The sequence below is a fragment of the Nocardia grenadensis NBRC 108939 genome, assembly GCF_001613445.1.
Lineage (GTDB): Bacteria > Actinomycetota > Actinomycetes > Mycobacteriales > Mycobacteriaceae > Nocardia > Nocardia grenadensis.
Window position 1 is genome coordinate 138,733 of record NZ_BDCJ01000012.1, and the last position, 26,331, is coordinate 165,063.

General features: G+C 68.8%; 21 protein-coding genes. 9 read left to right on the forward strand and 12 right to left on the reverse strand.

Annotated elements, in window-relative coordinates; translation table 11 throughout:
* Window positions 1–246 precede the first annotated feature (246 nt).
* Together mfd and NGR01S_RS14955 are read left to right on the forward strand one after the other, a co-directional pair.
* The gene (gene mfd, locus NGR01S_RS14950; protein ID WP_063037108.1) at window positions 247–3,909 is read left to right on the forward strand and encodes a transcription-repair coupling factor; all 3,663 of its coding nucleotides are present in this window, start codon (window positions 247–249) and stop codon (window positions 3,907–3,909) included.
* Window positions 3,906–4,652, forward strand: a complete 747-nt coding sequence (locus tag NGR01S_RS14955) for a nucleoside triphosphate pyrophosphohydrolase (protein WP_063037110.1) — start codon at window positions 3,906–3,908, stop codon at window positions 4,650–4,652. The genes mfd and NGR01S_RS14955 overlap by 4 nt, the downstream gene beginning before the upstream one ends.
* A 50-nt stretch (window positions 4,653–4,702) precedes the next feature.
* Here the strand turns inward: NGR01S_RS14955 and NGR01S_RS14960 are convergent, their stop codons facing one another.
* From NGR01S_RS14960 to NGR01S_RS15010, 11 genes are all read right to left on the reverse strand, one after another.
* Window positions 4,703–5,044 (reverse strand): type II toxin-antitoxin system PemK/MazF family toxin, encoded by a 342-nt coding sequence (locus NGR01S_RS14960; protein WP_063037112.1) that lies wholly within the window; start codon window positions 5,042–5,044, stop codon window positions 4,703–4,705.
* A complete protein-coding gene (locus NGR01S_RS31950; RefSeq protein WP_218020769.1) occupies window positions 5,038–5,421 on the reverse strand; it encodes a hypothetical protein in 384 nt (127 codons plus the stop codon). The genes NGR01S_RS14960 and NGR01S_RS31950 overlap by 7 nt, the downstream gene beginning before the upstream one ends.
* Before the next feature lie 285 nt (window positions 5,422–5,706).
* Entirely contained in the window at window positions 5,707–6,282 is a 576-nt protein-coding gene (locus NGR01S_RS14970; RefSeq protein ID WP_063037116.1) for a TerD family protein, read from the reverse strand.
* Between the two features lie 205 nt (window positions 6,283–6,487).
* Window positions 6,488–6,970, reverse strand: a complete 483-nt coding sequence (locus NGR01S_RS14975; protein WP_063037118.1) for a pyridoxamine 5'-phosphate oxidase family protein — start codon at window positions 6,968–6,970, stop codon at window positions 6,488–6,490.
* A gap of 248 nt (window positions 6,971–7,218) precedes the next feature.
* Window positions 7,219–7,677: a flavodoxin domain-containing protein gene (locus tag NGR01S_RS14980; RefSeq protein ID WP_063037120.1), complete on the reverse strand. Its 459-nt coding sequence runs from the start codon at window positions 7,675–7,677 to the stop codon at window positions 7,219–7,221.
* 39 nt (window positions 7,678–7,716) lie between these two features.
* Window positions 7,717–9,135 carry an MATE family efflux transporter gene (locus NGR01S_RS14985; protein WP_063037520.1) on the reverse strand — a complete coding sequence of 473 codons (1,419 nt, stop codon included), beginning with the start codon at window positions 9,133–9,135 and terminating at the stop codon, window positions 7,717–7,719.
* Window positions 9,135–10,271, reverse strand: coding sequence for a PLP-dependent cysteine synthase family protein (locus tag NGR01S_RS14990; protein WP_084481039.1), 1,137 nt, complete (start codon window positions 10,269–10,271; stop codon window positions 9,135–9,137). Before NGR01S_RS14990 ends, NGR01S_RS14985 begins: the two co-directional genes overlap by 1 nt.
* A 57-nt stretch (window positions 10,272–10,328) precedes the next feature.
* Window positions 10,329–11,711, reverse strand: a complete 1,383-nt coding sequence (locus NGR01S_RS14995; protein WP_063037122.1) for an alanine racemase — start codon at window positions 11,709–11,711, stop codon at window positions 10,329–10,331.
* On the reverse strand, window positions 11,702–12,712 hold the full coding sequence (locus tag NGR01S_RS15000) for an ornithine cyclodeaminase (RefSeq protein ID WP_063037124.1): 1,011 nt from the start codon (window positions 12,710–12,712) through the stop codon (window positions 11,702–11,704). The genes NGR01S_RS14995 and NGR01S_RS15000 overlap by 10 nt, the downstream gene beginning before the upstream one ends.
* Window positions 12,684–13,742, reverse strand: a complete 1,059-nt coding sequence (locus tag NGR01S_RS15005; protein ID WP_245664606.1) for a TauD/TfdA family dioxygenase — start codon at window positions 13,740–13,742, stop codon at window positions 12,684–12,686. Before NGR01S_RS15005 ends, NGR01S_RS15000 begins: the two co-directional genes overlap by 29 nt.
* 401 nt (window positions 13,743–14,143) lie before the next feature.
* Window positions 14,144–15,352, reverse strand: coding sequence for a DUF7373 family lipoprotein (locus NGR01S_RS15010; RefSeq protein ID WP_063037128.1), 1,209 nt, complete (start codon window positions 15,350–15,352; stop codon window positions 14,144–14,146).
* Between the two features lie 145 nt (window positions 15,353–15,497).
* On the opposite strand from NGR01S_RS15010, the gene NGR01S_RS15015 reads away from it, so the two are divergent.
* Window positions 15,498–17,066: an FHA domain-containing protein gene (locus NGR01S_RS15015; protein WP_063037130.1), complete on the forward strand. Its 1,569-nt coding sequence runs from the start codon at window positions 15,498–15,500 to the stop codon at window positions 17,064–17,066.
* 18 nt (window positions 17,067–17,084) lie between these two features.
* Here the strand turns inward: NGR01S_RS15015 and NGR01S_RS15020 are convergent, their stop codons facing one another.
* Window positions 17,085–18,518: a neutral zinc metallopeptidase gene (locus tag NGR01S_RS15020; protein ID WP_063037132.1), complete on the reverse strand. Its 1,434-nt coding sequence runs from the start codon at window positions 18,516–18,518 to the stop codon at window positions 17,085–17,087.
* 114 nt (window positions 18,519–18,632) lie between these two features.
* On the opposite strand from NGR01S_RS15020, the gene NGR01S_RS15025 reads away from it, so the two are divergent.
* From NGR01S_RS15025 to NGR01S_RS15050, 6 genes are all read left to right on the forward strand, one after another.
* Window positions 18,633–21,242 carry an FHA domain-containing protein gene (locus NGR01S_RS15025; protein WP_063037134.1) on the forward strand — a complete coding sequence of 870 codons (2,610 nt, stop codon included), beginning with the start codon at window positions 18,633–18,635 and terminating at the stop codon, window positions 21,240–21,242.
* Window positions 21,243–21,333: 91 nt separating this feature from the next.
* A complete protein-coding gene (locus NGR01S_RS32545; protein ID WP_063037136.1) occupies window positions 21,334–23,196 on the forward strand; it encodes a hypothetical protein in 1,863 nt (620 codons plus the stop codon).
* A gap of 151 nt (window positions 23,197–23,347) precedes the next feature.
* Window positions 23,348–23,791, forward strand: a complete 444-nt coding sequence (gene rplM / locus NGR01S_RS15035; RefSeq protein ID WP_063037138.1) for a 50S ribosomal protein L13 — start codon at window positions 23,348–23,350, stop codon at window positions 23,789–23,791.
* The gene (rpsI, locus tag NGR01S_RS15040; protein ID WP_084481042.1) at window positions 23,788–24,300 is read left to right on the forward strand and encodes a 30S ribosomal protein S9; all 513 of its coding nucleotides are present in this window, start codon (window positions 23,788–23,790) and stop codon (window positions 24,298–24,300) included. The genes rplM and rpsI overlap by 4 nt, the downstream gene beginning before the upstream one ends.
* A gap of 195 nt (window positions 24,301–24,495) precedes the next feature.
* Window positions 24,496–25,881 (forward strand): phosphoglucosamine mutase, encoded by a 1,386-nt coding sequence (glmM, locus tag NGR01S_RS15045; RefSeq protein ID WP_063037145.1) that lies wholly within the window; start codon window positions 24,496–24,498, stop codon window positions 25,879–25,881.
* Window positions 25,882–26,016: 135 nt separating this feature from the next.
* A complete protein-coding gene (locus NGR01S_RS15050) occupies window positions 26,017–26,208 on the forward strand; it encodes a PspC domain-containing protein (protein ID WP_063037147.1) in 192 nt (63 codons plus the stop codon).
* The last annotated feature ends 123 nt before the right edge of the window (window positions 26,209–26,331 follow it).

A 26,331-nucleotide genomic window follows, 5' to 3' on the forward strand; every position in this document is an offset into this window, starting at 1 on the left:
GGTGGGGCCCGCGACCGGGATGCGGTTGCGGGCCCCACCGTGTGCTCGGGCGACGGATACCGGCGGGTTCGAGGGACGGCCGGGTGACATCGCTCACGGGTCGACTCGGGACCATGGATGACAGTGCGCTCGCACCCGCCGTGGCGGAAGCCGCGATACGCAGCGGGGGAGTCGGAGCCCGGTCGGGGCGGTTGATTAGAATCGCCTGATTGTACTGAGCGATCGACCCGAGTTCAGGAGTCGTTGATGTCCTCGTCTCGTCCACCGCTGGCGGGGTTGGCCGCCGCGGCCGGCGCCGATGCCGCGTTGCGGACCGTCTCCGGGATGCTCGGGCGATCGCCGGTGGAGCTGGTGGCACCGGCGGCGGCGCGGTCGTTCGTCGCGGCGACCATGGCCGTCGAGCGGCCGGTGGTGGTGGTGACCGCGACCGGCCGGGAGGCCGATGATCTGACGCTGGAGCTAAGCGAGATGCTGGGGCCGGCGGTCGCGCAGTTCCCGTCCTGGGAGACCCTGCCGCACGAGCGGCTGTCGCCGGGCGCGGATACGGTCGGGCGGCGGCTGGAGGTGTTGCGGCGGCTGGCGCAGGATTACGATATCGCGCAGCGAATCGATGAGGGGCGGGGGTCGGGCGGGCGGGCGGATCCGGTGTTCCCGGAACCGTTGCGGGTCGTGGTGACGACGGTGCGGTCGCTGATGCAGCCGATGGCGAGCGGTCTGGGCGATATCGAACCGATCGTCCTGCGGATCGGCGGGGAAGCCGATTTCGACGAATTGGTCGCGCGGCTGGTCGAATTCGCCTATACGCGAGTGGATATGGTCGGTAAGCGCGGTGAGTTCGCCGTGCGCGGTGGCATTCTGGATCTGTTCCCGCCGACCGCGGACCATCCGGTCCGGGTGGAGTTCTGGGGCGACGAGATCACCGAATTGCGGCCGTTCTCGGTGGCCGATCAGCGTTCGCTCGGCGAGACCTCGGCGCAGATCGTGGTCGCGCCGCCCTGCCGGGAGCTGCTGCTCACCCCGGCGGTGCGGGAGCGGGCCGCGGCGGTGGCGGCGGCGAATCCGGCGGATGCCGCGCTGGTGGAGATGCTGGCGAAGCTGGCCGAGGGTATTCCCGTGGAGGGGATGGAGGCGCTGCTGCCGGTGCTGCAGCCCGGCGAGCTGCGCCTGCTGACCGAGCAGTTGCCGGATCGCACCCACCTGCTGGTGTGCGATCCGGAGAAGGTGCGCACCCGGGCGGCGGATCTCATGCGGACCGGTGAGGAGTTCCTGGAGGCGTCGTGGACCGCGGCCTCCTTCGGGGGCGACGCGCCGCTGGGCGCGCACGGGCTGGATCTGGCGGCGTCGGCCTATCGCCCGCTCGCCGATATCCAGGCGAGCGCCGAGGCGCGGGAACTGCCGTGGTGGACCTTGAGCCCGCTGGCATCCGGGGATCCGTCGGAGGTGGAGTTGCCGGTGCAGTCCGGCCCCACCGCGCGGGGGTCCGACGAACTCGTGGCGACCATTTTCGCGTCGCTGCGCGCACATGTGACGACCGGCGGCCGCGCGGTGGTGGTGCTGACCGGGCACGGTACGGCTCAGCGCACCCTGGAGCGCCTCGGTGAGGCCGAGGTCCCGGCCGCGCAACTGGACGCCGGTGCGGAGCCGACGCCCGGGGTGGTCGGAGTGCTGTGCGGGTCGCTGCACGACGGAGTGATCTTCGGGGACGCGGGCCTGGTGGTCGTCGCGGAATCCGACCTCACGGGTAACCGGGTCACCGCGCCGGGCGACGGGAAGCGACTGCCCGCCAAACGCCGTAACCAGGTGGATCCGCTGGCGTTGAACGCCGGCGACATGGTGGTGCACGACCAGCACGGGATCGGCCGGTTCGTGGAGATGATCGAGCGCACGGTCGGCGGCGCGCGGCGCGAATACCTGGTGATCGAATACGCGCCCGGGAAACGCGGTCAGCCCGGCGACCGGTTGTTCGTGCCGATGGAATCGCTGGACCAGCTGTCCCGGTATGTGGGCGGGGAAATGCCCAGCCTGTCCAAACTGGGTGGCGCGGACTGGGCGAACACCAAGCGCAGGGCGCGTAAGGCGGTCCGGGAGATCGCCGGTGAACTGGTACAGCTCTATGCCGCCCGGCAGGCGGCGCCCGGCCACGCCTTCGGCCCGGACACGCCGTGGCAGCGGGAGATGGAGGACGCGTTCGCGTTCACCGAGACCGTCGATCAGCTCACCGCCATCTCCGATGTGAAGGCGGATATGGAGAAGGCCGTGCCGATGGACCGGGTGGTCTGCGGCGACGTCGGATACGGCAAGACCGAGATCGCGGTGCGCGCCGCGTTCAAGGCCGTGCAGGACGGGAAGCAGGTGGTGGTCCTGGTACCGACCACCCTGCTGGCCCAGCAGCATCTGCAGACCTTCACCGAACGTCTCGCCGGTTTCCCGGTGACCGTGAAGGGCCTGTCCCGGTTCACCGATCCGGCGGAATCGCGGGAGGTGCTCGCGGGGATGGCCGAGGGGGAGGTCGATATCGTGGTCGGCACCCACCGGCTGCTGCAGACCGGGGTGCGGTGGAAGAACCTCGGCCTGGTGATCGTGGACGAGGAACAGCGTTTCGGGGTGGAGCACAAGGAGCACATCAAGGCGCTGCGCACCCATGTGGACGTGCTGACCATGTCCGCGACCCCCATCCCACGCACGCTGGAGATGAGCCTGGCCGGTATCCGGGAGATGTCGACCATCCTGACGCCGCCCGAGGAGCGGCATCCGGTGCTCACCTATGTCGGCGGTTACAACGACAAGCAGGTCACCGCCGCGATCCGGCGTGAGCTGCTGCGTGACGGCCAGGTGTTCTATGTGCACAACCGGGTGTCCTCGATCGACAAGGCGGCCAAGCGGATCCGGGATCTGGTCCCGGAGGCCCGGGTCGTGGTGGCGCACGGGCAGATGAACGAGGATAATCTCGAACGCACCGTGCAGGGTTTCTGGCAGCGCGAATTCGACGTCCTCGTCTGCACGACCATCATCGAAACCGGTCTCGATATCTCGAATGCCAATACGCTGATCGTGGAACGCGCCGATACGCTGGGTCTTTCCCAGCTGCACCAGTTGCGCGGACGGGTCGGGCGTAGCCGCGAGCGCGGCTACGCCTACTTCCTGTACCCGCCGGAGAAACCGCTCACCGAAACCGCCTACGACCGGCTCGCCACCATCGCGCAGAACTCCGATCTCGGCGCGGGAATGGCGGTGGCGATGAAAGACCTCGAGATCCGCGGCGCCGGTAACGTGCTGGGCGCCGAACAGTCCGGCCACGTGGCGGGCGTCGGCTTCGACCTCTATGTGCGGCTCGTCGGTGAGGCGGTGGAGGCCTACCGCGCGGCCGCGGACGGCAAACCGATCACCACCGAGGAGACCAAAGAGGTCCGGATCGATCTCCCGGTGGACGCGCATATCCCGCCCGACTACATCGCCAGCGACCGGCTCCGGCTGGAGGCCTACCGCAAACTCGCCGCCGCCCACGACGATCCGGCGCTGGCCGCGGTGGTCGAGGAACTCACCGACCGCTACGGTCCGCTGCCGGTGGAGGTCGGCCGGCTGGTCTCGGTGGCGAAACTGCGGCTGCTGGCCCGGGAGTACGGAGTCACCGAGATCGCGGTCACCGGCACCACGGTGAAAGTATCGCCGCTGTCGCTGCCCGATTCGAAACAGATGCGGCTCAAACGGATCTATCCGAGCGCGAACTACCGCGCGGCCAGCTCCGTGGTACAGCTGCCGCTGCCGCGGGTGCAGGACAGCGTCGGCGCCGACCGGTTGCGCGATGTGGCGCTGCTGCAGTATCTGGCCGATCTGCTGCTCGCCCTCGACGGCAAGGCCGCCGGCGCGGTGGATCTCACGGTCGCGACCGAGGTGAGTCCGGCGCGATGAGCGACGCGCGTACCGACCGGCCCGAACCGGGTGTGCTCGAATCGGAAACCGCCACGGTGGCCGCCGGATTGGCCGGAGCGGTCGAGGTGATGGACCGGCTGTGGCGGTTCGGCGGCTGGGAGGTCACTCAGACCCACGATTCGCTGCGGCCGTATCTGCTGGAGGAGACCTACGAACTACTCGACGCCATCCAGCACGAGGACGCCGAGACGATCCGGGAGGAACTGGGCGACCTGCTGCTCCAGGTGCTGTTCCATTCGCGGATAGCCGAAGCGGCCGGGGAATTCACCATCGATGATGTGGCCGCCGCGTTGGTCGCCAAACTGGTGAACCGGAGTCCGCATCTGGCCGCCGGGCCCGACGAATACGGCTTCGGTACGGCGGTCACGATAGAAGAGAAGGTCGCGGTCCAGGAAAAGGCCTGGGAGGAAAAGAAATCCGTGGAGAAGACCCGGCGTTCCTGCCTGGACGGTATCGCCATGGCGCAACCGGCGCTGGCGCTGGCCGAGAAGGTCCGCTCTCGTAGCGCCCGTGCCGGTCTGCCAGAGGAACTGATTCCGGCGGACCTGCGCGTCGTTCACCTGGGCGGTGCGGAGAGCGCCGAAGAACGATTGCGCAAAGCCACCCTGGCTTTCGCCGCCGCGATCCGCCGGGCCGAGGACGGCGCCGAGGCCGCCCGGGGTGCCCGCCGCCCGCTTACCGCTGCGGACTGGATGCAGTACTGGCCGAGCGTGGCCCCGTGAGCCACTGACAGGTGGCGCAGTGATAACGGCCGGGTGGCCGGCAACCGAAATCAGAGTTGCAGTCCGAGGATCAGACGCACCGAGTCCTCCACACACCGCAGCTCGTTCGGTGCGAGGAGTCCCAGTTTTCGCCGCAAACGCGGCTTCGCCACCGTATGAAGATCGGCGCAATTCACATACGACTCGTCGTAGCGGCTCAACCCCGAATCACGTCCGACCGGAACATGGGTGGTTCGGGGACCCGATGTGCCGGTGATCACCGCGACCGTCACAGCAGCCAACGGTTCGGCTATTCGGTTGACTGTCAGGACGACCACGGGGTGAGCCCCCACCGGCTGAGGCAGAGCACAACCCCAGACCTCGCCTCGCAAAGGCGTGCCGGCACTCACCACCGCATGTCATCCGCGGCCGCGAGCTCGGAATCACTGGGTTCGACGACACCGGCGGGGAGTGGCGCGGATTGCTCTTTATAGAAAGCTCGGATCTCCTCGGCCGCACCCACCTCCGCAGCCTCTTTCGCCAAGAGCTTCAGTCCTTCGCGCAGGGCATCCGAGGTCGAGGCGAGATCCAGAGTCTGCATGACCTGCTCGAGAGCTCGCATTTCGTCGTCACGCAACCGGACCTGTGCCAAACGACTGCGGCCGAAAGCGGTCGCCTCCCGCGCTGCGGTCGGTGCGGCCTTCTTCGCCGCCCGCTTCCGCGAGGGCTTCGCACCACCCTCCCCTGCGGTCCGCCGGCGGCCGCCCATATCTTGTCTTACATGTGTCATACATCTAGTGTGACGCGGCTGTTCTACCACGTCAAGCGAGCCGATCGACCGGCGTGGAGACCGAGCAGTTGGCCCGGCGGCACGACCTGCAAATCGTGTACACGCTTTCACCGACACCCGGGGCATGGGCCGACGCGATGGCCGACGTCGAGCAGATGCTTCGATCGCGGAGCTGGTGGTCGTGCCATACCTCACAAGCCGAGCGGGGAAGGCGTGGACGGCCCGGGAGCGCGTGTCACTTGCCGGGCCGGCCGTGGCGATCGGCGCGGAGGGCGCTCCGCGATGTCAGACGTTGACGCCGTAATCGCGCGCGATCCCCGCCAACCCCGAGGCGTAGCCCTGGCCGATCGCCCGGAACTTCCATTCGCCCTGCCGGCGATAGAGTTCGCCGAACACCATGGCGGTTTCGGAGGAGGCGTCCTCGGAGAGGTCGTAGCGGGCGAGTTCGGCGCCGGTGAACAGATCGACGACCCGGATATAGGCGTTGCGGATCTGGCCGAAGGACTGGCCGCGCTGATCGGCATCGTGGATGGAGACCGGGAAGAAGATATTGGTGATGGTCTCCGGCGTATTGGCCAGATCCACATTGATCACCTCGTCGTCCCCGTCGCCCTCGCCGGTGAGATTATCGCCGGTGTGCTCGATGGTGCCCTCCGGGGACCGGAGGTTGTTGTAGAAGACGAAATGCTGGTCGGAGAGAACCTTCAGATTCGGTCCGGTGGCCAGGGCGCTGGCATCGAGGTCGTAGTCGGCGCCCACAGTGGTCCGCACGTCCCAGCCGAGTCCGACGGCGATCTTGGTCAGGTTGGGGGCCTGTTTGGACAGCGAGACATTGCCGCCTTTGGCCAGATTGACGCTCATGTTCTCCTTCCCGAGGCGCTGCGGCGCCTGATTGTTGCGGCGCCGAGGCGCCCAGAGTTCACGACGCGCGCACCGATGGGGCGGCCGGCGGACGCCCGCCGGACTCGAGAGTTGTTGCGGCGCCGGAGTCACTCGGTGATCGGCAGCGGGGAACGCCCGCCGGGCGACGTGCCGAAGATATCCGACGGCGGCGCGCCGGGTGAACTCAGATCTTCTCTTCGTTCGCCGCCCAGGACTTCAGTGTCGCCACCCGGTGTTCCAGGGCGCGCAGTTCGCTGTCGTCGAGCACCGTGCGCTGGATGCCCTGCGCGACGGCGAAAGCCGACTGCCGGTGATCGTCGATCACATCCACATCGAGGCGTACCGCCACATAGTCGTCGGCGCCGGGCATCTCTTCGGCGATGACCTTGGCCGCGCCCCGGGCGCACAGCGCCACATTCCCGCCGCCCAGGATGAGCAGCGCCACCTGCGGCCGCTCTCGCAGCCGGGCCAGCGAGCCACGATCGAATTTGAGACTCAGCAGGATTCGCCGGTCGCCGGCGCGGACCGGCCATGACACCGGAATGGCGTGCGGCGCGGGATCGGTGGTGACCAGAACCGCGATCGTCTCCTGCGGCCACTCCGGCAGCGCTTCCAGCTCGGGATGGTCGGTTGCGGGATTCTCCGCGGTACTGATTCCGGCTGCCATATCGTCCCCTCCTGGATCGACGTGGTGCGGCGGGGGTGTGCCGTACCACGCACCAGTCTAGAGGTCGGCGCGGACACGCGCGGAGGAAGTACCGGCCCCCGACCTGCGATGAAACACCCCGGGGCCGACCGGAAACCGGGCGGCGCCAAGGCGACCCTGAGAACGGGAGGTGGAGAGGGCCCTTCGGGGACCCCGGTGGCCGGCAGCCGGAGATCGTCGGCGGCCCACCGGTTTCCGGGGTCGGCGAGTCAGGCGGGGGTGAGGGCCGCGGACGTCAAAGGGAGGGTACGGACCCATTCGCGGCCCAGTACGGCGGCTTTGATCTCGGTGGAGGCGTCGTGGCGGGCGTGCTCGCCGACCTGCGCCCCGCCGCACCCGGTGAGTTTCTCGGCGGCGATCTCCCCACCCCGGTTGAAGGTGTGGTCGTAGACGGAATCGCCGAGCCCGAACACCGCGAAACGCAGCCCGGTCAAATCGGGGCGATGCGCTTCGAGGGCCTCGAAGAACGGTTCGGCTCCGGTGGGCAGATCGCCCTCGCCATAGGTGGAACACACGATGATGTGGAAGATCTCCGGGTCGAGATCGGTGATATCGAACTCGCTCATATCGAAAACGGCGACCTCGTGTTCGGTCAGTTCCTCGGCGATACCCTCGGCCACCGTCTCCGCTGTGCCCATCTCCGAACCGAATAGGACGACGATACGCACCGCATTGCTCCTTCCGCTCGAGGTTTTGGAAAGGCAACCCTAACTTACCGCTGCGCGCTGTCGGGGAGCCAGGAGGGCGTCGTGCTCGTCGAGCAGGCCGAAGTATTTGCGCAACATGAGTGCGGCGGTAGCGGCCAGGCCCGCGGTCAGTCCCCACCAGACCCCGGCCGCGCCCAGCCCGGCCGGGTAGGCCAGCAACAGTGCCGTCGGCAGTCCGACGATCCAGTAACCGACCACCGACAGGCGGAAGCCCGCGTTGGTGGCCTGTAGACCGCGCAGCAGCCCGGTGCCGATGTTCTGGGCCGCGTCGAAGAACTGCAGCACGATGCCGATGAGCAGCAGCGATCGGGCCAATTCCACGGTCGCGGAGTCGGCGGGATCGAGGAACGGGCGCAGTACCAGGTCGGGGACGAATACATAGGCCAGGCCGGTGACCAGGGTGACCACCCCGGCGAACCGCAGCGCCAGCCGGGCCAGGCCCCGGGCGTCCGCGGTTTCGTCCCTGGCGACACCGTGGCTGACCAGCACCGACGCGCCGTGAGAGATACCGACGGCGATCTGGAACACGATGTAGATCACCTGGTACACCACATTGTGGGCGGCCAGCGCCGCGGGACCGAGCGCCCCCATGACCAGCGCGAGTACCGAGAACATCCCGGCTTCCGAACCGTAGGTGAGGGCGATGGGCGTGCCCAGCCGCAGTTCACCGCGCACCGTCGCCATCCGCACCGGCCACGGCCGGATCGGCAGGGTGGGGCCGAGTTCGGGATCGCGGCGCACCATCGTCCAGAACACGACGAACATGAGCAGGAAAACCAGCGAGGTCGCCACCCCGACACCGGTGAGTCCGAGCGCGGGCATACCGGCCCAGCCGTGGATCAGCGCCAAGGCCAGAACGAGATTGACCGCGATGGAACCGAGGGTCACCGCCAGCAGGGCCTGCGGGCGCCGCATCCCGACGGTGTACTGACGCAGCACCTGGAACCACAGGCAGGGCAGCAGGCCGGGGGCCAACGCGACCATCAGGGGCCGGGCCTCGGTCAGCACGCCGGCATCCTGGCCGAGCCATTGCAGCGACCACCCCAGCCCGATGAGTATCGCGCCGCCGAGCAGACCGGCGGCGGTGGCGATCAGGAAACTGGACCGCACCACGTCGCGGACCTCGGGGCCGGGATCGTCGCCGCGTTTCCCGGCGGCCCCCACCGCGGCGGCGATCTGATTGCCGCTGCCGGTGATCAACCCGACGCACATGGTGCGGATCTGGTTGAACAGCACCAGCGCCAGGCCACCGGCGGCGACCGCGCGCACGCCGAGGCTGCCCATCAGGGCGATATTGGTGGTCGATACGGCGACCTGTGCCAATTGGGTGAGCGCGATAGGAGCGGCGAGGGCGGCGAGGGCGGCCGGGCCGGCCGTGCGCCGGTTGTCGGGACGGATTCGCGAGAGGGGTGTGCTGATCACCGGGCCCGCACCATAGTGTCCGATTCCTCCGTATGTTCATGTTCGTCCGGTCGGCCGACTCGGACGGCGTGGGTATTCCCGGTCGCGGCGTCGTTCAAAACGGCCGCCCCCACCCGATGATTGCCCCGGTTCGTGGGAGCGTAGCGCGTCAGCATGGCATGTACTTCGCGTTCGGTCTCGGTATCGAGCAGTTCGCGGGCGGCCATCCAGTCGTCGTCGAAGACGGTGTCGAGATATTTCTCGCCGCCGTCGCAGACAATGGTGACCACGGTGGACCCGGCCGGGAACTCCTCGAGCCGGGTCAGCGCGGCATGGACCGAACCGCCCGCGGAACCGCCGAGCATCAGGCCCAGCCGCCGCGATATCGCGCGGCAGGTGGCGAACGCGGCCCGGTCGGTCACCTTCACGCCTTCATCGAGCAGGTCGTAGTCCACGGCCGTACCGATGGTGGCCCCGGGCGGGGTACCGGTGCCCGACTGCCAGTACGGCCCACCAGGCCCGCCGAACGCGATCGAACCGACCGGTTCCACACCGATCACCCGAGGGACACAGCCCAGCTGGCGCAGCCGCGTCGCGGTACCGAAGAGGGAACCACCGGTGCCGACCGCGGACAGCAGGATATCGACCCGCTCCACCTCGGCCAGTAACTCCTCGGCCACCGCGTAATAGCCCACCGCGTTGGCATCGTTGTTGTGCTGTTCGGTGAAGAACGCGTCGGGCTGCGCGGCCGCCAGCGCGGCCGCGTGATCCTCACGCGCCGAGGTCGCCAGATTGTCGTCGCCGTCGTCGGCGACGAAAACCAGCTCCGCGCCCATTGCCCGCATCGCCCGTAATTTGTCCTTACTCGCGTGATGGTCGACCACCGCGGTGAAACGATAGCCGCGTTCGGCCGCGACCACCGCGAGACCGAGACCGGTATTTCCGGATGTGGATTCGATGATATGTCCGCCCTCGCGCAGCAGACCCCGACGCTCCGCGTCGAGAACCATTTCCCGCGCCATCCGGATCTTTGCCGCGCCGGTCGGATTGAACTGTTCCAGCTTGAGGAGTAATCGAGTGCCGGACCCGGTGGTGGCCAATTCGAAGAGCGGGGTGCGGCCGATCAGGTCCGTGACATGGGTGACGAGGGGCATGGCGGATCTCCTGGGCGTCGATAACGGGCAATGCGAAGAGACCGGGGACCGATGGTCTCAGGAACGGGATTGATCGAGGGCCCAGCGATACCGGCCGCCCGGCGCTTCGGAAAGCACCACCTTCGGCGGAAGGGGCAGTTCGTGAAAGGGCGATTCGTTGGAATCCATCTGATATCCGGCCGTATTCGGGTAGATCAGCAGATCGCCGGCCGCGGCCGCGCGGGGCAACGGAATCCGGCGCCAGCTCAGCATGTCCGATTCGAGACAGGTCGCGGCGCCGACGACCGTGGCGGTCGGGGTCCCGGGGCCCTCCGGCCACAGGACCGGGTCGGGCAGGTATTCGCTGTCGAACCATTGTTCGGAGAGGCTCAGACTCGAACCGTCCACCGTCAGAATCCGGTAGGGCTGTTCGTGTTCGTGGCGGGTCTTGCCACCCTGTACCCGGAATACCGTGCTGCCCGCCCGGTCCAGCAGGGCGCGGCCCGGTTCGACCGCCAGGGTCGTCTCCGTGCGCCGCAAGCGGCCGGCGAGCCCGTCGCGTCCGAGAATCGCGGAGAGCATGGCGGGGCCGGGTTCGGGGAAGGAATACGGATAGTACGACTCGAACGCTTTTCCGGAATGGAACCAGCGGCGGGTCACCTGTTCCCGGAACTCCGCCCACTCGGCGGCAGGCACGTAATCGACACCGAACCCGCCGCCGATGGAAATGGTGGTGGCCGGATGGCCCAGCGCCCGTGCGGCGCGGCACCGGTCGAGCAATTGCCCGGCCATTTCGGCGCGGGGGGCCGGGTCGTAACCGGAGAGATGGAAACTGAACCCCTGCAGGGAGATCGACGGGTGATCCGCCGACTCGGAAACGGCGTGATCCAGTTCCTCGGCCGACATGCCGAACCGGCTGGCCGATGCCGGGGGCAGCGCCCGGAGCAATACCCGGACCGGGATATCGAAGACCGCCAGGCGTTTCAACTCGCTGATACTGTCCACGGCGATCAGGCATCCGTGCCGGGCGGCCAGCCAGTGCAGATCGTCGCTTTTCTCCGGCCCGGTGACCAGTAGATCGGCGCCGCGGATGCCCTGTCCGAGTGCGGCGGTGAGTTCGCCGGTGCTCGATACATCGATACCGGCCCCGGCGGTGGCGCAGGCCCGCGCCACACAGGCCGCCTTATTGGCCTTCTTGCCGTAGTACACCGCGCCGGTAACCCCGGTCTCGGTGAAAACCCGCTGAAAGCCGCGGATATTGTCGACCACCCGGGCGGGATACATCAGGTGGAAGGGGCCACCGACCGCGAAGGCGATATCGCCCAGGAGTTGCGGATCGGCCATGATCCGCTGCTCCCACCGATCGCGATGGGCGGGGACCGGCGCCGCGACGGTCCCCCCGTAGTGGTCCGACGATCCGGATCCGGCGCCGGTGGGGGCATCGGCTCCGGTCAATCCCATAGCGAGACCTCCGTGCCGCGGCCCTCGGCGATGGCCCGTTCGGCCAGGGCGTGGGCCACCGCGATATCGGTGAGTACCAGACCGCTGTTGTAGACGAAGATCTTCTGGTCCGCGCGCTGCCGGGCGACGGCGCGCCGGCTCAGTATCTGCGGCAGTTCCGCGTCCACCCGGCGTAGTTCGCCGTTGTCGTCGGCCATATCGGTGCCGGTCAGTGCCATCTGCTCGGCGCTGGTGGCGATCACCCGGTCGGCGCCGTGCAGTGTGGAAGGGGCCAGTCCGTAACCCACCAGCACCACCACCGAACCCGGTTTGAGGTGTTCGGATTCGATGGCCACCTCGGTGCCCGGTCCGGCCGTCGCCAGCACCACATCCGCGGTCCGCGCCGCAGCGTAGGGGTCGTCGACGGTCTCCAGCAGTGCGTGCGGGGCGTAGTCGGAGAGTTGCCGGTGCACCGCCTCGAGTCCCTCGGGGTGGGTGCCGTAGAGCATCAGTTTGCGCAACTGCGGGTTGGCGGCCAGCAGATGCGGTAGCGCGTTGCGGCCCTGGGTGCCGGTCCCGATCAGCAGCACGGTATCGGCGTCACGGTGTACCGTCTCGCGCACCAGCAGCGCCGATACCGCCGGGGTGCGCAGCGCGCCCACCCGCGCGCAGTCCATCATGGCGATGGGCGCGCCCGTGGTGTCGTCATACAGCGTGATCGTGGTGTAGTAGCGCTTGGTGGTGCGGTCGTGGCCGGGATCGAACTTGTAGGACGTCTTCATGGCGACCACCCGGCGCCGTCCGTCCCGTCCCAGCATCGCGTAGGCGACCGACCAGCCGTCCGGATTGGCCACGCTGAGCTTGCGTGGATTATCGGAATCCCCTGCGGCCAGTGCGATATACGCCTCTTCCACCGCGCGGACCACCTCGGCCGGGGCCACCGGCACATCGGCGAGATCGCCGCGGCTCAGGACACGCAGGGGGGTCGGCCGGTCACGTGTGCTCAACGGATCCTCGATCATCTACTGCACCGTTCCGCTCTGCCCGCGCCCGTTGCGCCGGTAGCGGCGCGAAGGGCGCGATGATTCGCTGACCGTATCCATTCTCCCCGGATTCGGCTGCGCGGCGAGGGCGTTCGGGTAGCCGGATGTTCACTCGTTTGAGCCAGCGGTCGGTGCCGTCGTAGCGCGCGGTGAACGGAACCCGGCCGTGAACTGCGACATCGTTGTCGACCAGGAGCAGCTCGCCGGGTTCGAGACAGGCCAGAACGCATACTCGTTCGAGTTCGTTTTCCAGCCGCTGGTAAGCCGCGCGGTAGTGCGGGCCGGCGTCGTCGAGCGGGGTGTAGGCGGGGTCGAATCGCATCGTGAGGGCCTCGGGCCTGCCTTCGTGCCCGGGCTCGCACCAGAGGGTGGGCACCGGTACCGCGGTTTCGCGGTCGAAGTCGGAGCCATAGGAGACGTCCGGCAGGATCGGCAGGGTGGGGGTGCGCAGCACATCCTGTTCCGCTGCCGTGAGGCCGACTCTGCGCACCGACGAGACGGTGGTGCCGACGCGGTCCGGGTTGCGCAGGCAGCCCAGCAACAGCAGATTCGCGCGCAGCGGATGGAAGGCGTCCTCGGTGTGCGGGCTGAGCAGGATGGTGCTGCTGGCCCCGGATTGCTCGAGCTCATGTCCGGCCGCGGGCACGATGTTGTTGACCAGGCGGCCGTCCTGCTGACCGGCCCAGCCGAACGGTTCCCCGGCCGCCGCGGCCAGCAGCAGCATGGCGATATCCAGCTCGAACGAGCAGCCGGGGCGGTCGGGTTCGGCGGTCCACGCGGTCGCGCTCTGCCAATCCGGTGGGGTGGGACCGATTTCGTCGTCGCGCAGCGGCAGTCGGCGCAGCACGCACGCGCCGGCCGCGGTGGCGGGCGGGCGCATGGCGGTGTGGACTTCCGCGGGGAGTTCGCCGGCGCGGGCCGCGATCAGCTCGATCAGCGCGGGGTCGGCGAGAGTGCGCGGGGTAGTAGTCGGCGTGCGAGGCAGTGTGAAGGCGATCTCAGCGGCCAAGCCACGTACCGCCCGTCCGGCTGTCTCGGATAACTCACGGTGCTCGATATCTTCGATGCTAGGAGGGTGAAGCGTCTTACGTTCGGAGAGAACGCTTTTCACCAAAATTTCCCTTCTCGGAAGCGTTGTTCGGAGTACCGGCGGTGATGAGTCGATGCGAAGTTAGTGCTTCCACGCACTCATGGCAAGGGTAGCCTAACTATGGCGTGCGATAGCGTTTGCGCATTACACGCTCGAGGTGCTGGTGGACGGGTATGCGGGCGCCGATCGCTCGCGTCACGATGAGACGCAGAACACGGTAAGGCTAGCCTGCCCTTGCGGCAAAATCGGCGTGCCGCGCCGTGCGGCGAGAAAGTCCGTGCCGCAACGAATTCGGCCGGTCACCGACCGGCCGGCCGGGGTCAGAGGCTGTTGGCGAGCAGGGCGTACTGGGCCGCGGTCTTCTGCTCGATCTCGTTCTCGCTGTCGCTGGATACCACGCCCACATACCGCTTGTACGGCACGAAGCAGCGGAACCGGTACTGGTGCTGTGGATCGCCGGAGCTGTTGAGCTGCAGGCATTTCGCGCCCGGAACATCGGCCGGGGCGGGACGGGGGTCGTAGGCCGCACCCGTCGACTCGACGAAACCGTCCACCAGGATCGGCGCACCCGCTGGATCGCGGACCCGCGCCACCGAACTGCCGTCCGCGTAGGCGGTGGCCTCGAATCCGGACTCGTCGAGCAGTCGGGCGCGGGCGGGCTGGTCATCGGCCGAGTTGATCAGGTAGTTGCGGCCGTAGACGGCGAACTTGTCGGGATCGGGAACCTGACCCGAACGGTCCGCGACCACCACGCGGGAGAGCAGGTTCTCCGGATCCACCGGGAGATCGGCGATATCGGCGATGGGGGTGGGACGGAACCGGCCGAGCTGGGCGAGCTGCGCGGTCAAGGTCTTGTCCACCCAGGACACCAGATCCTTGCTATCGGCTTTCGGCCGCTGCACGAACAGCGAGATCACGAACTCGTCGTGGGCCAGGAAGGCGCCGATATTGGCGATACCGGGCCGCCAGTGCACCAGCGCGTCGGGATGCTTCTCCGACTTCAGCCGCCGGTTGTCCGGCGAGACCCCGATATCGGCGTCCTCCAATTCCTTTGCCGCTTTCGCCGCCGCCGCGGTATCGGGAAAACGCAGCGCCACCACAGTGATCGCGGTGGCATCGGGATCCGGGCGGGTCCGGCCCTCCGGATCGTCACGATCGGCCCCGCTGGCCGCGTACCCGACCACCATCCGGCGATTCTTCAGCACCGGCTCGGACACATTGGCCAGGAAATTGATCGCGGTCGCGCTATCGGGCAGCACCTTCGAACCGCGGCCGTATTTCAGGGAAGGATCGACCTGGCTGCTGGTCACGACCGCCTCCGACATGCGGATGCCCTCCAGCACGGGCCCGCTGCCGCCCGCGTCGGCGGGGTAGCCGAACTTGTCGACCGGGAAGTCGCCGACCGCCAGGGTGCGCACGTCGATCTCGCCCGGGACCGGTGTCCCCGCCAGGGAACCGCATCCGGACAGTGCGGCCGCCACCAGAGCGACGACCGCGGTGACGGTGCTGGCACGCGATATCCGAACCATGGGCTGGCCCCTCGTTCCGATCGAAACTGCGGTGTCGAAGTTACCCGACGGACGGCGGTCTCGGGGAGGGGCGTCGCGATGCCGTGCCATACCCTGGACTGGTGGCAGGCCAACCGCAGCGCGACTCCGACGGAAGCTGATCCTCGTGTGGGATCAGCAGGTCGAAGTCGTCGTCGGCGCGCATGCGGCGGCCCGGATCGCGGGGGCGGTGGTGCTGGTGGCCCATCGCGGTGCGGGCCGGCCCACCGAGCATTCTCCGGCGGTGCGGGCCCTGGTGGAGCTGGCCGAACTGGTGCACGAGGCCGCCGTGTGCCGGCCCGACGGCCCGGGTGCGCTGATCGCCCGGGAGGCGACCAGATGGCTCATGGCCCAGGCAGACCGGACGAGCCCGGGTACCGCGGTCGATTTCGGCATCCTCGCCGCGGCCGGTCCGGATCGGGTGGCGATATTCCTGCACGGTGCCGTGACCGCGGTCCTCGACGGTGCGGACAGCGAGTACTTCCACGGTCGCGACGCGGTCTTCACCGTCGACCGGGCGGCGGCGATACCGGACCGCGCGGTCGCGCTGTTCGTCGACGACACCGCCGGCGACCCGGATGCGGATTTCCGGCCCGTACTGCCGGCCACCCGTGGTATCGGACGGCTGGTGGAGGGCATCGCCGAGGCCGGCGGGATGATCGCTTGGACATCGACCGGTGACCCCGGCGGCCCGACCGGTTCCCGGGTGATGGCGACCGGTATGCGGGCGGCACCGGAGCCGGCCGCGGAAACCGCGGTGACCGGCGGCACGATGCGGCCCGCGCTCCAGGCGCCGGACGGGCCACCCGCGGCACCGGTGGACCCCGATGCCGTGGCCACCGCCGTATCGACGCCACTGCCGGACACGGTCGAACTGTCCGAACGGGTGAGTGGGTTCCGCGGTGACCCGCGAGATCCGGATCCCACCGGCGCCCCGCCTACCGCGGTCCCGGACACCGATCCGCACCGGGCACAGACCGAGATCAGCGGCCGGCAGCCCCCGCGCGGCGGTCCGGCGGCCGGACCCGACGAGACGGCGGACTCCCGGAAACCGGAGCCGGAAGCGCCGTACCGGACACCCGCACATCCCACCCCGCGCCGGCACCGGCCGTACGTGTCACCCGACGCGCTGTCCGGGCCACCCGAGCGCGGGACGCCCCCGTTGGACCCGGAACTGCGGCGCCGGACCGAGGCCACCGCGAAGGGCACCGCGCTCACCGTGAAGGTCATGGGATTCAAATGCGCGCGTGCTCATCCCACCGATCCCCGGGCGGCATTCTGCAGCGTCTGCGGTATGCCCGTGGACCAGACGCAGCCGTTGATCGAAGTGGTGCGCCCGCCGCTGGGCATCCTGGTCCTCGACGACGGTGCGACCTATCTATTGGAAAGCGATTCCGTGCTGGGTCGCGATCCGGAGCATTCCGAACCCGCGCGCCGGGGCCTCACCCCACTACAGGTGGCCGACAATTCTGGCGGGATGTCCCGCGCGCACGCGGAGCTGCTGCTGGTGAACTGGGATGTGACGCTGGTCGACCGGGGGTCCACCAACGGCACCCGCACCCGGGCCACGGGTTTCCGGGACTGGGTCCGAATCCCGCCGCATCAAGCCGTGGTGCTGGTGCCCGGCACCGAGATCCTGATCGGCCATCGAATGCTGCGGTACGAATCGGCCGCGCCGCCCCCCTTCGGCCTGTGACGCGGGTGCGGCCGCGCGTTATTCGTACCGGGCGCTGCAGGTGTCCTCGCCGCCGAGCACCCCGGCGCGGAAGGCATCCACGCGGGAGAACCCGCTCGGCACCGTTTTACCCTCGACATCGCTGGCGGCCAGGCCGTCGGCCAGCAGGCCCGAGACCGCCTCGTCCAGATCACCGGCGGCCAGCGTGATATCGCCCTCGGCCCGCCCGGATTCCGCCAGCTTCCCGGTGGCCACCCCGGACAGACAAGCCGCCCGCAACCCCGTTTTCGCCCCCACCAGTTCCTGGTCCCGACTCTGCTGCACCGACAAGGTGTAGCGCGAGATGAACACCACGTAGCCGTTGTAGTCTCCGGTGACCTTCACCGGCAGCGGGACCTCCGAATCATCGGTGGCGGCCCCGCGCTCGGCGAGTCCGTCGATATTGGTGGCGATCGTATTACTGGCCGGACAATAGGTGACGGGCTCGGTGGGGACGCCGTCGCTGCATTCGATTTCGGCCCCGTCGTAACGGTAGGTCGGCTCCTGTGGGTTCGGCAGGATCACCGACAGGGCCTTGCTCAGTTCGACCAGGCTCCGCTCGGTGATCTCGAACTCCCCGGACGTGCCCTCGAAACTCTGGGGCAGATCACCTCGGCGCTGGTCGATCTCGTTCATATCGATCCCCTTGCACCCCTTGGCGCCGTCGGTGAAACCGATCTGCACCGCCGAAACCCGTTCGAAGGCCGAACCGTGCACGCTCTCGGGATCGTCGGGATCCGAATCGCGGATCGCCACCGTGGCGGCGAGGACCGAGTTCAGGCCGTCGGAGGTGTTGATGGTGAAGTAGTCCGACTTCCCCTCGGCCACCCAGCGCATGTATGCCCCGGCGAAACAGTCGGCCTGCTGTTCCTTGACGATCACCGGGTCGTCGCGGTCGACGATATTCGCGTTGTTCTGGATGGCGTGCCCGTACTCGTGGGCGATCACCATCACCACCGACATCTTCCCGAACGTCTCGGTCATGGTGGGCAGTAGCAGCGCCCGGTCCCAGCCGATGGAGTTGTCCAGCCGGCAGTAGGCGGCGTTCACCATCCGATAGGTCGATTCGGTGCAGAATTCCACCGATTCGCGTCGCGAATCCCGGGCACTCCAGGAAATCAATTTGCCGACCGGTTCGAACTCGCCCTCGAACTCGGCGTCGTAGTGCTGCTCCCAGTACGCCTGTACATCGGTGACCGCGTTCAGCGCGAGGGTATCGATCTCGCCGCCGTCGCTGTGCTCGGCGACGAGGTCGGAGGTCGGCGGGTTCTCCCGGGGACCGCTGGGGCCGCTGGTGGTCGGCAGACCGGCGACCTGGAAGGGATTGTCGTAGATCGATACCGCCCGGCCGTCCACGGCACGGGTACACCCGGTGACCAGCAGCAGTGCGCACAACGCCGAGACGACGACAGCTGCGGTCGTGAGTTTCGGCATGGATCCTCCCCCAAATTCGGCCGGTTCGGGTGCCGCTCGTCGCCTCCGGAGCGGGGAGTTCGCCCCTGCTCGGGGGCGCCTCCGACGCCCGGGTAATGGAATAGTATCCGCTGCATGTCTGCACCGGGGGTGCGCACCATCACGGTGCGCCATGATGGAACCGAACGAGTCTTCGATTCGAATCAGCAGATCACTCTGGGTCGTGCGCCCGAGGTGACGCTGTTCGTCGACAGTCCGCTGGTATCACGGGTCCACGCGATATTGGCCTGGCAGTCGGGAGCCTGGGTGCTCACCGACAACGGAAGTACCAACGGGGTGTTCGTCGATGCTCGCCGGGTCGGTGGGCCCGTTCCGATCGACCGGGCCACCCAGGTCCGGCTCGGTGACGCGATCAGCGGTCCACTGCTCTGGCTCGTTCCCTCCGGAGTCCCCCAGCAGCAACAGCAGCCGGCGCGGCCGCCGTCGCAGGCGCGTCCCGCCCAGCCGCCGCCGCGTCCCGCGCCACCTCCCCGGCCGCAGTCCGGCCCGCACCCGCAGGTCGGACCGCACGGCCAGCGCGGTCAGACCCCCAGCCGGCCATTGCCCGCGCAGCGTCCGGCACCGCAGCAACGGCCGCCGCACGGCGGGCAGCCGCCCCGGGCACCGCAGGTCGCCACCGCGGCCCAGCCGCCGGTCGTCCCGCCGCAGCCCGCCAATGTGAATATGACCGCCAAGGCGAGCGTGGCTGCCGTTCCGCCGGTCCGCCATCGCAATATCGAGGGGCCGATCGCCCGCGCCGACCGGATCCCGCCGGGGGGTCTGGCGATCGGGCGGACCTCGGACAACCAGATCGTCGTCAACGATCCGCTGGCCTCGCGTAAACACGCGCGCCTCGTCGCCGGGGCCGAAGGTCTCGCCATCGAGGACCTCGGTTCGGCCAACGGAACATTCGTCAACGGTGTCCGGCAGCAGCGCACGGTGCTGCGCGAACGTGACATCATCACCATCGGCAATATCGACTTCGAGGTCCAGCAGGGCACGCTGGTGCACCGGCAGCGCCCGGTCGCCGAACAGGGCCTGGCCGTGCACGGGGTCGGGTTCACCGTCGAGGGCAACAAACAGCTGCTCGTCGATGTGAACATGCAGGCCGCGCGTGGCACGCTGACCGCGCTGATCGGTCCCTCCGGGGCGGGTAAGTCGACGCTGTCGCGGTTGATCGCGGGTAGCACTCAACCCTCCGGTGGTGCCGTGACCTTCGAGGGTCGTGATCTGCACGCGGAATACGAGGCGCTACGCTCCCGTATCGGCATGGTGCCCCAGGACGATGTGCTGCACCGGCAGCTCACCGTCCGGCAGGCCCTGGGGTTCGCCGCGGAACTGCGACTGCCGCCCGACTCCTCCACTGCCGATCGTCGCGAGGTGATCGACGGTGTCCTGCGCGAACTCTCGCTCACCGAACACGCCGACACCCGGGTCGACCGGCTCTCCGGTGGCCAGCGCAAGCGGGCCTCGGTGGCATTGGAGCTGCTCACCGGTCCCTCACTGCTCATCCTGGACGAACCAACCTCGGGCCTGGACCCGGCTCTCGACCGCCAGGTCATGATGATGCTGCGCGAACTGGCCGACGCCGGTCGCGTGGTGATCGTGGTCACCCACTCCGTGGCCTGCCTGGACATGTGCGACCAGGTGGTCCTGCTGGCGCCCGGCGGTAAAACCGCCTATGCCGGAAACCCGGCCGGTGTCGAAGCCGCGCTGGGGACCAGCGATTGGGCCAAGATCTTCGCCGATGTGGCGGCCAACCCGGATGCCGCGTTCGCGCACTACCGATCCCGGCAGGCGGCGTTGCCGCCCCCGCCGCCGCCCGCGGCACGGCAGAGCGGTGGTGGTTCGCCCCCGCAGTCCGGTGCCTGGAAACAGTTCTCTACGCTGGCGCGGCGGCAGCTGCGGCTGATCCTGGCCGACCGCGGCTACCTGGTCTTCCTGGTGCTGCTGCCGTTCGTACTCGGCGGATTGTCGCTGGTGGTGCCGGGACAGTACGGGTTCTCGCCGCCACCGCTCATCCAGACCGACGACGGCAACTTCGTCCGGGCCGGCAGTTCCGAACCGCAACAGTTGCTGGTGGTGCTGCTTCTGGGCGCCTGCTTCATGGGGTCCACGCTCACCGTGCGTGATCTGGTCGGGGAGCGGACCATCTTCCTGCGCGAACGCGCGGTCGGATTGCGGTCGGGGGCCTACCTGACCGCGAAGATCGTGGTCTTCAGTGTGGCCGCGTTGCTGCAATCGGGTGTGATGATCGGTTTCGTGCTGCTGGGCAAGAAACGGCCCGAGGAGGGTTCGGCGCTGGCCATCGGTGGCGCCGAGCTCTATATAGATATCGCCGTCACGGCGATCGCCTGTGTGGTGTTCGGGCTGCTGCTGTCGAGTCTGGCCAAATCGAGCGAGCAGGTGATGCCGCTGCTGGTGGTAGCGATCATGGGCCTGCTGGTGATGGCCGGCGGTCTCATCCCGGTGACCGACCGGGTGGTGCTGGAACAGATCTCGTGGCTGTTTCCCTCGCGCTGGGGCTACGCCGCGGCGGCGTCGACGGTGGATATTCGCTCACTGTTCGTCCAATCGCAACAGGACGCCTTCTGGGAACACACGCGTAGCGCATGGTTCCTGGATATCGGCCTGGTGGTGGCCATCACAGTGATGCTCGCGCTCCTCACCTGGACCCGGCTGCGGCTGAAGAAGTCCGCGAGATGAGACAGGTGAACGGGCCGATCCGCCGCCTCCGCCGCTGGTGGGTGGGGGCGGCGAGCGCGCCGACCACACACCAGGCACACTGATGCCTGTGATGGTGCGAGTTGGGGCGGTACATCTCGGGTGGGATGTGGTGTCCGTGGCCGCGGGCGGATCCGGCGTGCCCATCCGCCCCGTACAGGTCGAAGGAAGCTACAACCCCCCCGCCTATCTGCTGGCCGACGCCTCCGGCCGGCTCTACACTGCCGGCGCGGACCGGCAGCGGCCCGAGCTGGGGATGGCGATCCCCGATGTCCGCGACATCCTCGGGCATCCGCAGATCGTCATCGCCGGGGCGACCTGGCCCGCCGAGCTGGTGTTCCGGGCCCGTCTCTACAACCCGCTGGCCGCGGTGGGGAGCTATCTGCGGGGTAAACCCGATGTGGTCGCGCTGCCGTATCCGGACGACTGGCCGGACGCGAAGATCGACGCCTACGCCCAGCTGGTCGAGCAGCTCGACGTCGAGGTCGAGCCGATCCCGGAATCGATCGCGCTGTCGGGCTATGTCCGCGCCCTCGGCCTGGTCCGGCCGCCTGACCCCGCCCTGCCCGAAGGGGTCGGGGCCACCGCGGTCCATTTCGACGGTCAGGTGGTGGACGGCCGGGCGAATGTGCTGGTGGTCGCGGTACACGGAGACGAGGAGCGGCCCACCGAATCGGTGTACGTACCGATCGAGCCCGAATCGACCCGCAACCCCCGCGTAGCCGACGACACCGTGATCGAGGTGATGGCCGCGGCCCGCTCCATCGGGGCCGACAATTCGACGGTCCTGCTCGCCGGGCAGGTGGTGTTCAACGAGACCCTGCGGTTCGCCTTCCGCAACCATCTGGGGCAGCGCCTGAAAAAGGCGGAACATCCCATGCACGCGCTCGTTCTCGGTGCCACGCATCTGTTGATCAGCGAGAGCGAGGACGACGCGGAGGAGCCGGCGCCCTACCCGGAGGCCGGGCCGAATACGGCGGCGCAGCCGGAGCCCGCCGCGAACTATGCGGTTCCCGGGCAGCCGCCGGCCGGATTAGTTCCGAACGGACCTGCTCCGGGTCGGAACCCGCCGCCCGGTGCCTACCGGCCCGCACCGGGCCCGCACCCGCCGGCCCCGAATCCGCCGACGCCCGGTCCGCACGTGACAGTGCCGCCACCGCCGGCCCGGCCCGATCCGAACGCCTCGCGTCCCGGCCCGGAACAGTCCGGGCCCGGCGGTCCGGTGCCGGGTGGGCCCGCGGCGCCGCCGCCGGGGTGGCCCGGCCCCGCACCGTACGGCCCGTCCGCGCAGCCGGATCAGGACGCCACGGTGAAGGCCGACCGGGGCGAGTTGCCGCCACCGATCTCGGGGCCGGCCAGCCGGTTCACCCGGCCACCCGATCCGGAAACCGGTGCTCAGTCCGCGGCGCCGCAGGACCCCGGCCAGCCCGGGCCCGGCGGTGGGCAGCGGCCCGGCCCGGGGCCGGAGGGCGACCGGGGCAAGGGCAAGCTCTGGAACAAGATGAAGGACAATCTGTTCGGCGCCCATGCCGTCATCGGCGTGGCCGCACTCGCCGCCACGGCGTGGGGCGCGGACGGGGCGGGGACCGCACAGGCCGGCGCCGGAACCGAACCGGTGATCAACGCAACGGCCGCACCCGGCATCGCGGCGTCGACCGCGACGGCCGGATGTGTACCCATGCCACGGGTCACCGTCGAGCCGCGCGGCTCCGCTCCAGGCGCCGAGGACGCGGATGACAACGGCGGTCTTCCGCTCTACGCCCGCGTCCCCACGGCCCCCGCGCCCGGCGATTCCGCGCGCCGGGCGGCACCGGAACCCGGAGCGGCCGAGGAACGGGATCCGGCCGAATGCGCCGAACCCGGTATCGACACCCTCCGCTATCTGGTACCCGGTCTACCGGGGATCGCCGACCCGGGCCCGCCGATCGATATCTGACCAGCGTCCGGGCGGTTTCCGGGTGGCACCACCCGGCTGGTATCGTCACCGGCTGGTGTGTGGTACGCCGAGGCCCGGGTCTCAACCGGCCGCCGGGAACCCCTCGACCACGCACTGGGCCGGCAGCATCGACGACAGACAGGGAAGCACTGTGCCTACGTACAGCCCGAAGGCGGGTGACGTGACCCGGCAGTGGTACGTCATCGACGCTACTGACGTAGTGCTCGGCCGTCTTGCCGTGCAGGCAGCGAATCTGCTGCGCGGTAAGCACAAGCCGACCTACGCACCGCATATGGATGGTGGCGATTTCGTCATCATCATCAATGCCGACAAGGTCGCCATCAGCGGCAACAAGCGGCAGAACAAGCTCATCCACCACCACTCCGGGCACCCCGGTGGCCTGAAGTCCCGCACTGTCGGTCAGGTGCTGGATACGCGCCCCGACCGCCTGGTGGAGAAGGCCGTCAAGGGCATGATCCCCAAGAACAAACTCGGCAACGCGATCGCCGGCAAGCTGAAGGTGTACGCGGGCCCGACCCATCCGCACGCCGCGCAGCAGCCCGTTCCGTTCGAGATCAAGCAGGTGGCCCAGTGACCGCTCCCGAGGAATACACCGAATACGACGAAGCGGTCGTCGAAGACGCCGCGGCCGAGGTGCTGGACGAGGGTGTCGTCTACGACGACGACGCCGAGTTCGTCGAGTACGCGGCCCCGCTGGACCGTCCGGTGCAGACCGTCGGCCGCCGTAAAGAGGCCGTGGTCCGCGTGCGCCTGGTGCCGGGTACCGGCAACTTCGTGCTCAACGGCCGCTCGATCGAGGACTACTTCCCGAACAAGGTCCACCAGCAGCTGGTGAAGTCGCCGCTGGTCACCGTCGAGCGCGTCGAATCCTTCGATGTGTACGCCCGCCTGCACGGCGGCGGCCCCTCGGGTCAGGCCGGCGCGCTGCGCCTGGCCATCGCCCGGGCGCTGACCGTGGTCAATGCGGACGACCGCCCCGCGCTCAAGCGCGCCGGGTTCCTCACCCGTGACCCGCGTGCCACCGAGCGCAAGAAGTACGGCCTCAAGAAGGCCCGTAAAGCGCCGCAGTACTCGAAGCGCTGATATCGCCGATGCCGGCTGTCCACCCGCCGCGTGTGGGTGGACGAGCCGGTGTCGGTTCCGAGAGCAGGCGACCGGCCGGAGTCCGGTCGCCTGCTCTCGTGCTATATCTACCGCGGTGTTCGTCGGCCGGCCGTTCCGAGGGCAGTTTCGGCAGGCGTCGTCACGCGCTGTGGACTCACTGACGAGGGGCAAGGTATGGGACATCTGTTCGGCACCGACGGCGTACGCGGGCTCGCCAACGATACGTTGAGCCCGGAGCTGGCGTTACGGGTTGCCGGGGCGGCGGCGCAGGTCCTGGGTGTGGACCTGCACACCGGTCACCGCAAGGTCGCGGTGGTCGGGCGGGATCCACGCGCCAGCGGGGAGATGCTGGAGGCCGCGGTGACCGCGGGCCTGACCGCCGCGGGAATGGATGTGTTACCGGTCGGTGTGCTGCCGACCCCGGCCGTCGCCTATCTGACCGGTCTGTACGACGCGAGTCTGGGCGTGATGATCTCCGCCTCGCACAATCCCATGCCGGACAATGGAATCAAGATCTTCGCGGCGGGCGGGCACAAGCTCGAGGACGCCGTCGAGGAACGTATCGAGGCCCGGGTGGCCTCCGGTGGGACGGACCGTCCCACGGGTGCGTCGATCGGCCGGGTACTCGGTGCCGCCGGGGCGCGGCAGCCCGGTACGGATCTGCCCGGCCAGTTCGGCGTGGGCGGGACCCATGAGCGCTATATCGAACATCTGGTGGAGGCCACCGGCCGGGATCTGAGCGGACTGACCGTCGTCGTGGACTGCGCGCACGGCGCCGCCTCGGAGGTCGGCCCGGCGGCCTACCGGGAGGCCGGTGCCCGGGTCATCGCGATCAACGCGGACCCGGACGGGCTCAATATCAATGCCGGCTGCGGGTCGACCCATATCGAACAGGTGCAGCGCGCGGTCCGGGAACACGGGGCCGACCTGGGCCTGGCCCACGACGGCGACGCCGACCGCTGCCTGGCGGTGGACGCCGCGGGCGAGGTGGTGGACGGTGACGCCATCATGGCGATCCTCGCCATCGGCATGCGGGACGCCGGAACGCTGGCCGGGAACACCCTCGTCGCCACCGTGATGAGCAATCTGGGACTGCACCTGGCGATGCGCGCGGCCGGCATCACCGTGCGTACCACCGGAGTCGGTGACCGTTACGTTCTCGAGGAACTCCGCGGCGGCGGTTACACCCTCGGTGGGGAACAGTCCGGCCATGTGGTCTTCCCGCGTCACGGCACCACCGGTGACGGCATCCTCACCGGTCTGCAGCTGATGGCGCGGATGTCGCGCACCGGCACGACCCTGGCCGAGCTGGCGAATGTGATCCAGAAGGTCCCGCAGGTACTGGTGAATGTCCCGGTCACGGACAAAGTCGCGGTCAACGCCGACCCCGGGGTCCTGGAGGCCGTCCGTGCCGCCGAGGCGCAGCTCGGGGAGACCGGGCGGATTCTGCTGCGCCCCAGCGGTACCGAACAGCTGGTCCGGGTGATGGTGGAGGCCGAGGAGCACGAAAGGGCTCAGCAGCTCGCCGAGGATCTCGCGAAGCTGGTCGCGGCGGTCTGAACGGTCCGCGGCTCAGGGTCCGACCCTGAGCCGCGGACCCCGGAAATCAGGGTGCGGGTCGGTGGCGCTGCCGATGCGGGCCACCGGCCGGATGCGGATAGTGGACGGTATAGCAACGCGATCGAAAGGACCGCCATGACCGCCCCCGCACGCCGTTTCACCCTCTCGTCCACCGATAAGTGGATCGGTGGAGTCTGCGGCGGTATCGCCGAATACCTCGGCTGGAGTTCCGGACTCGTCCGGCTGCTGTTCGTCGTGTCCTGTCTACTGCCCGGACCGCAGTTCCTGATCTACCTGGCGTTGTGGATCTTGATGCCGAAGCGCTGATCCCGGCGCCGGGCCGCCGCTGTAACATCCTGTGCCCCAAGGCTACCGGCAGCCCCGTTCCCGCCCGGGAACGGGGCTGCGCTGTACCGTCGGGGATGGAAAGATGGACCGGACATTCCCGCG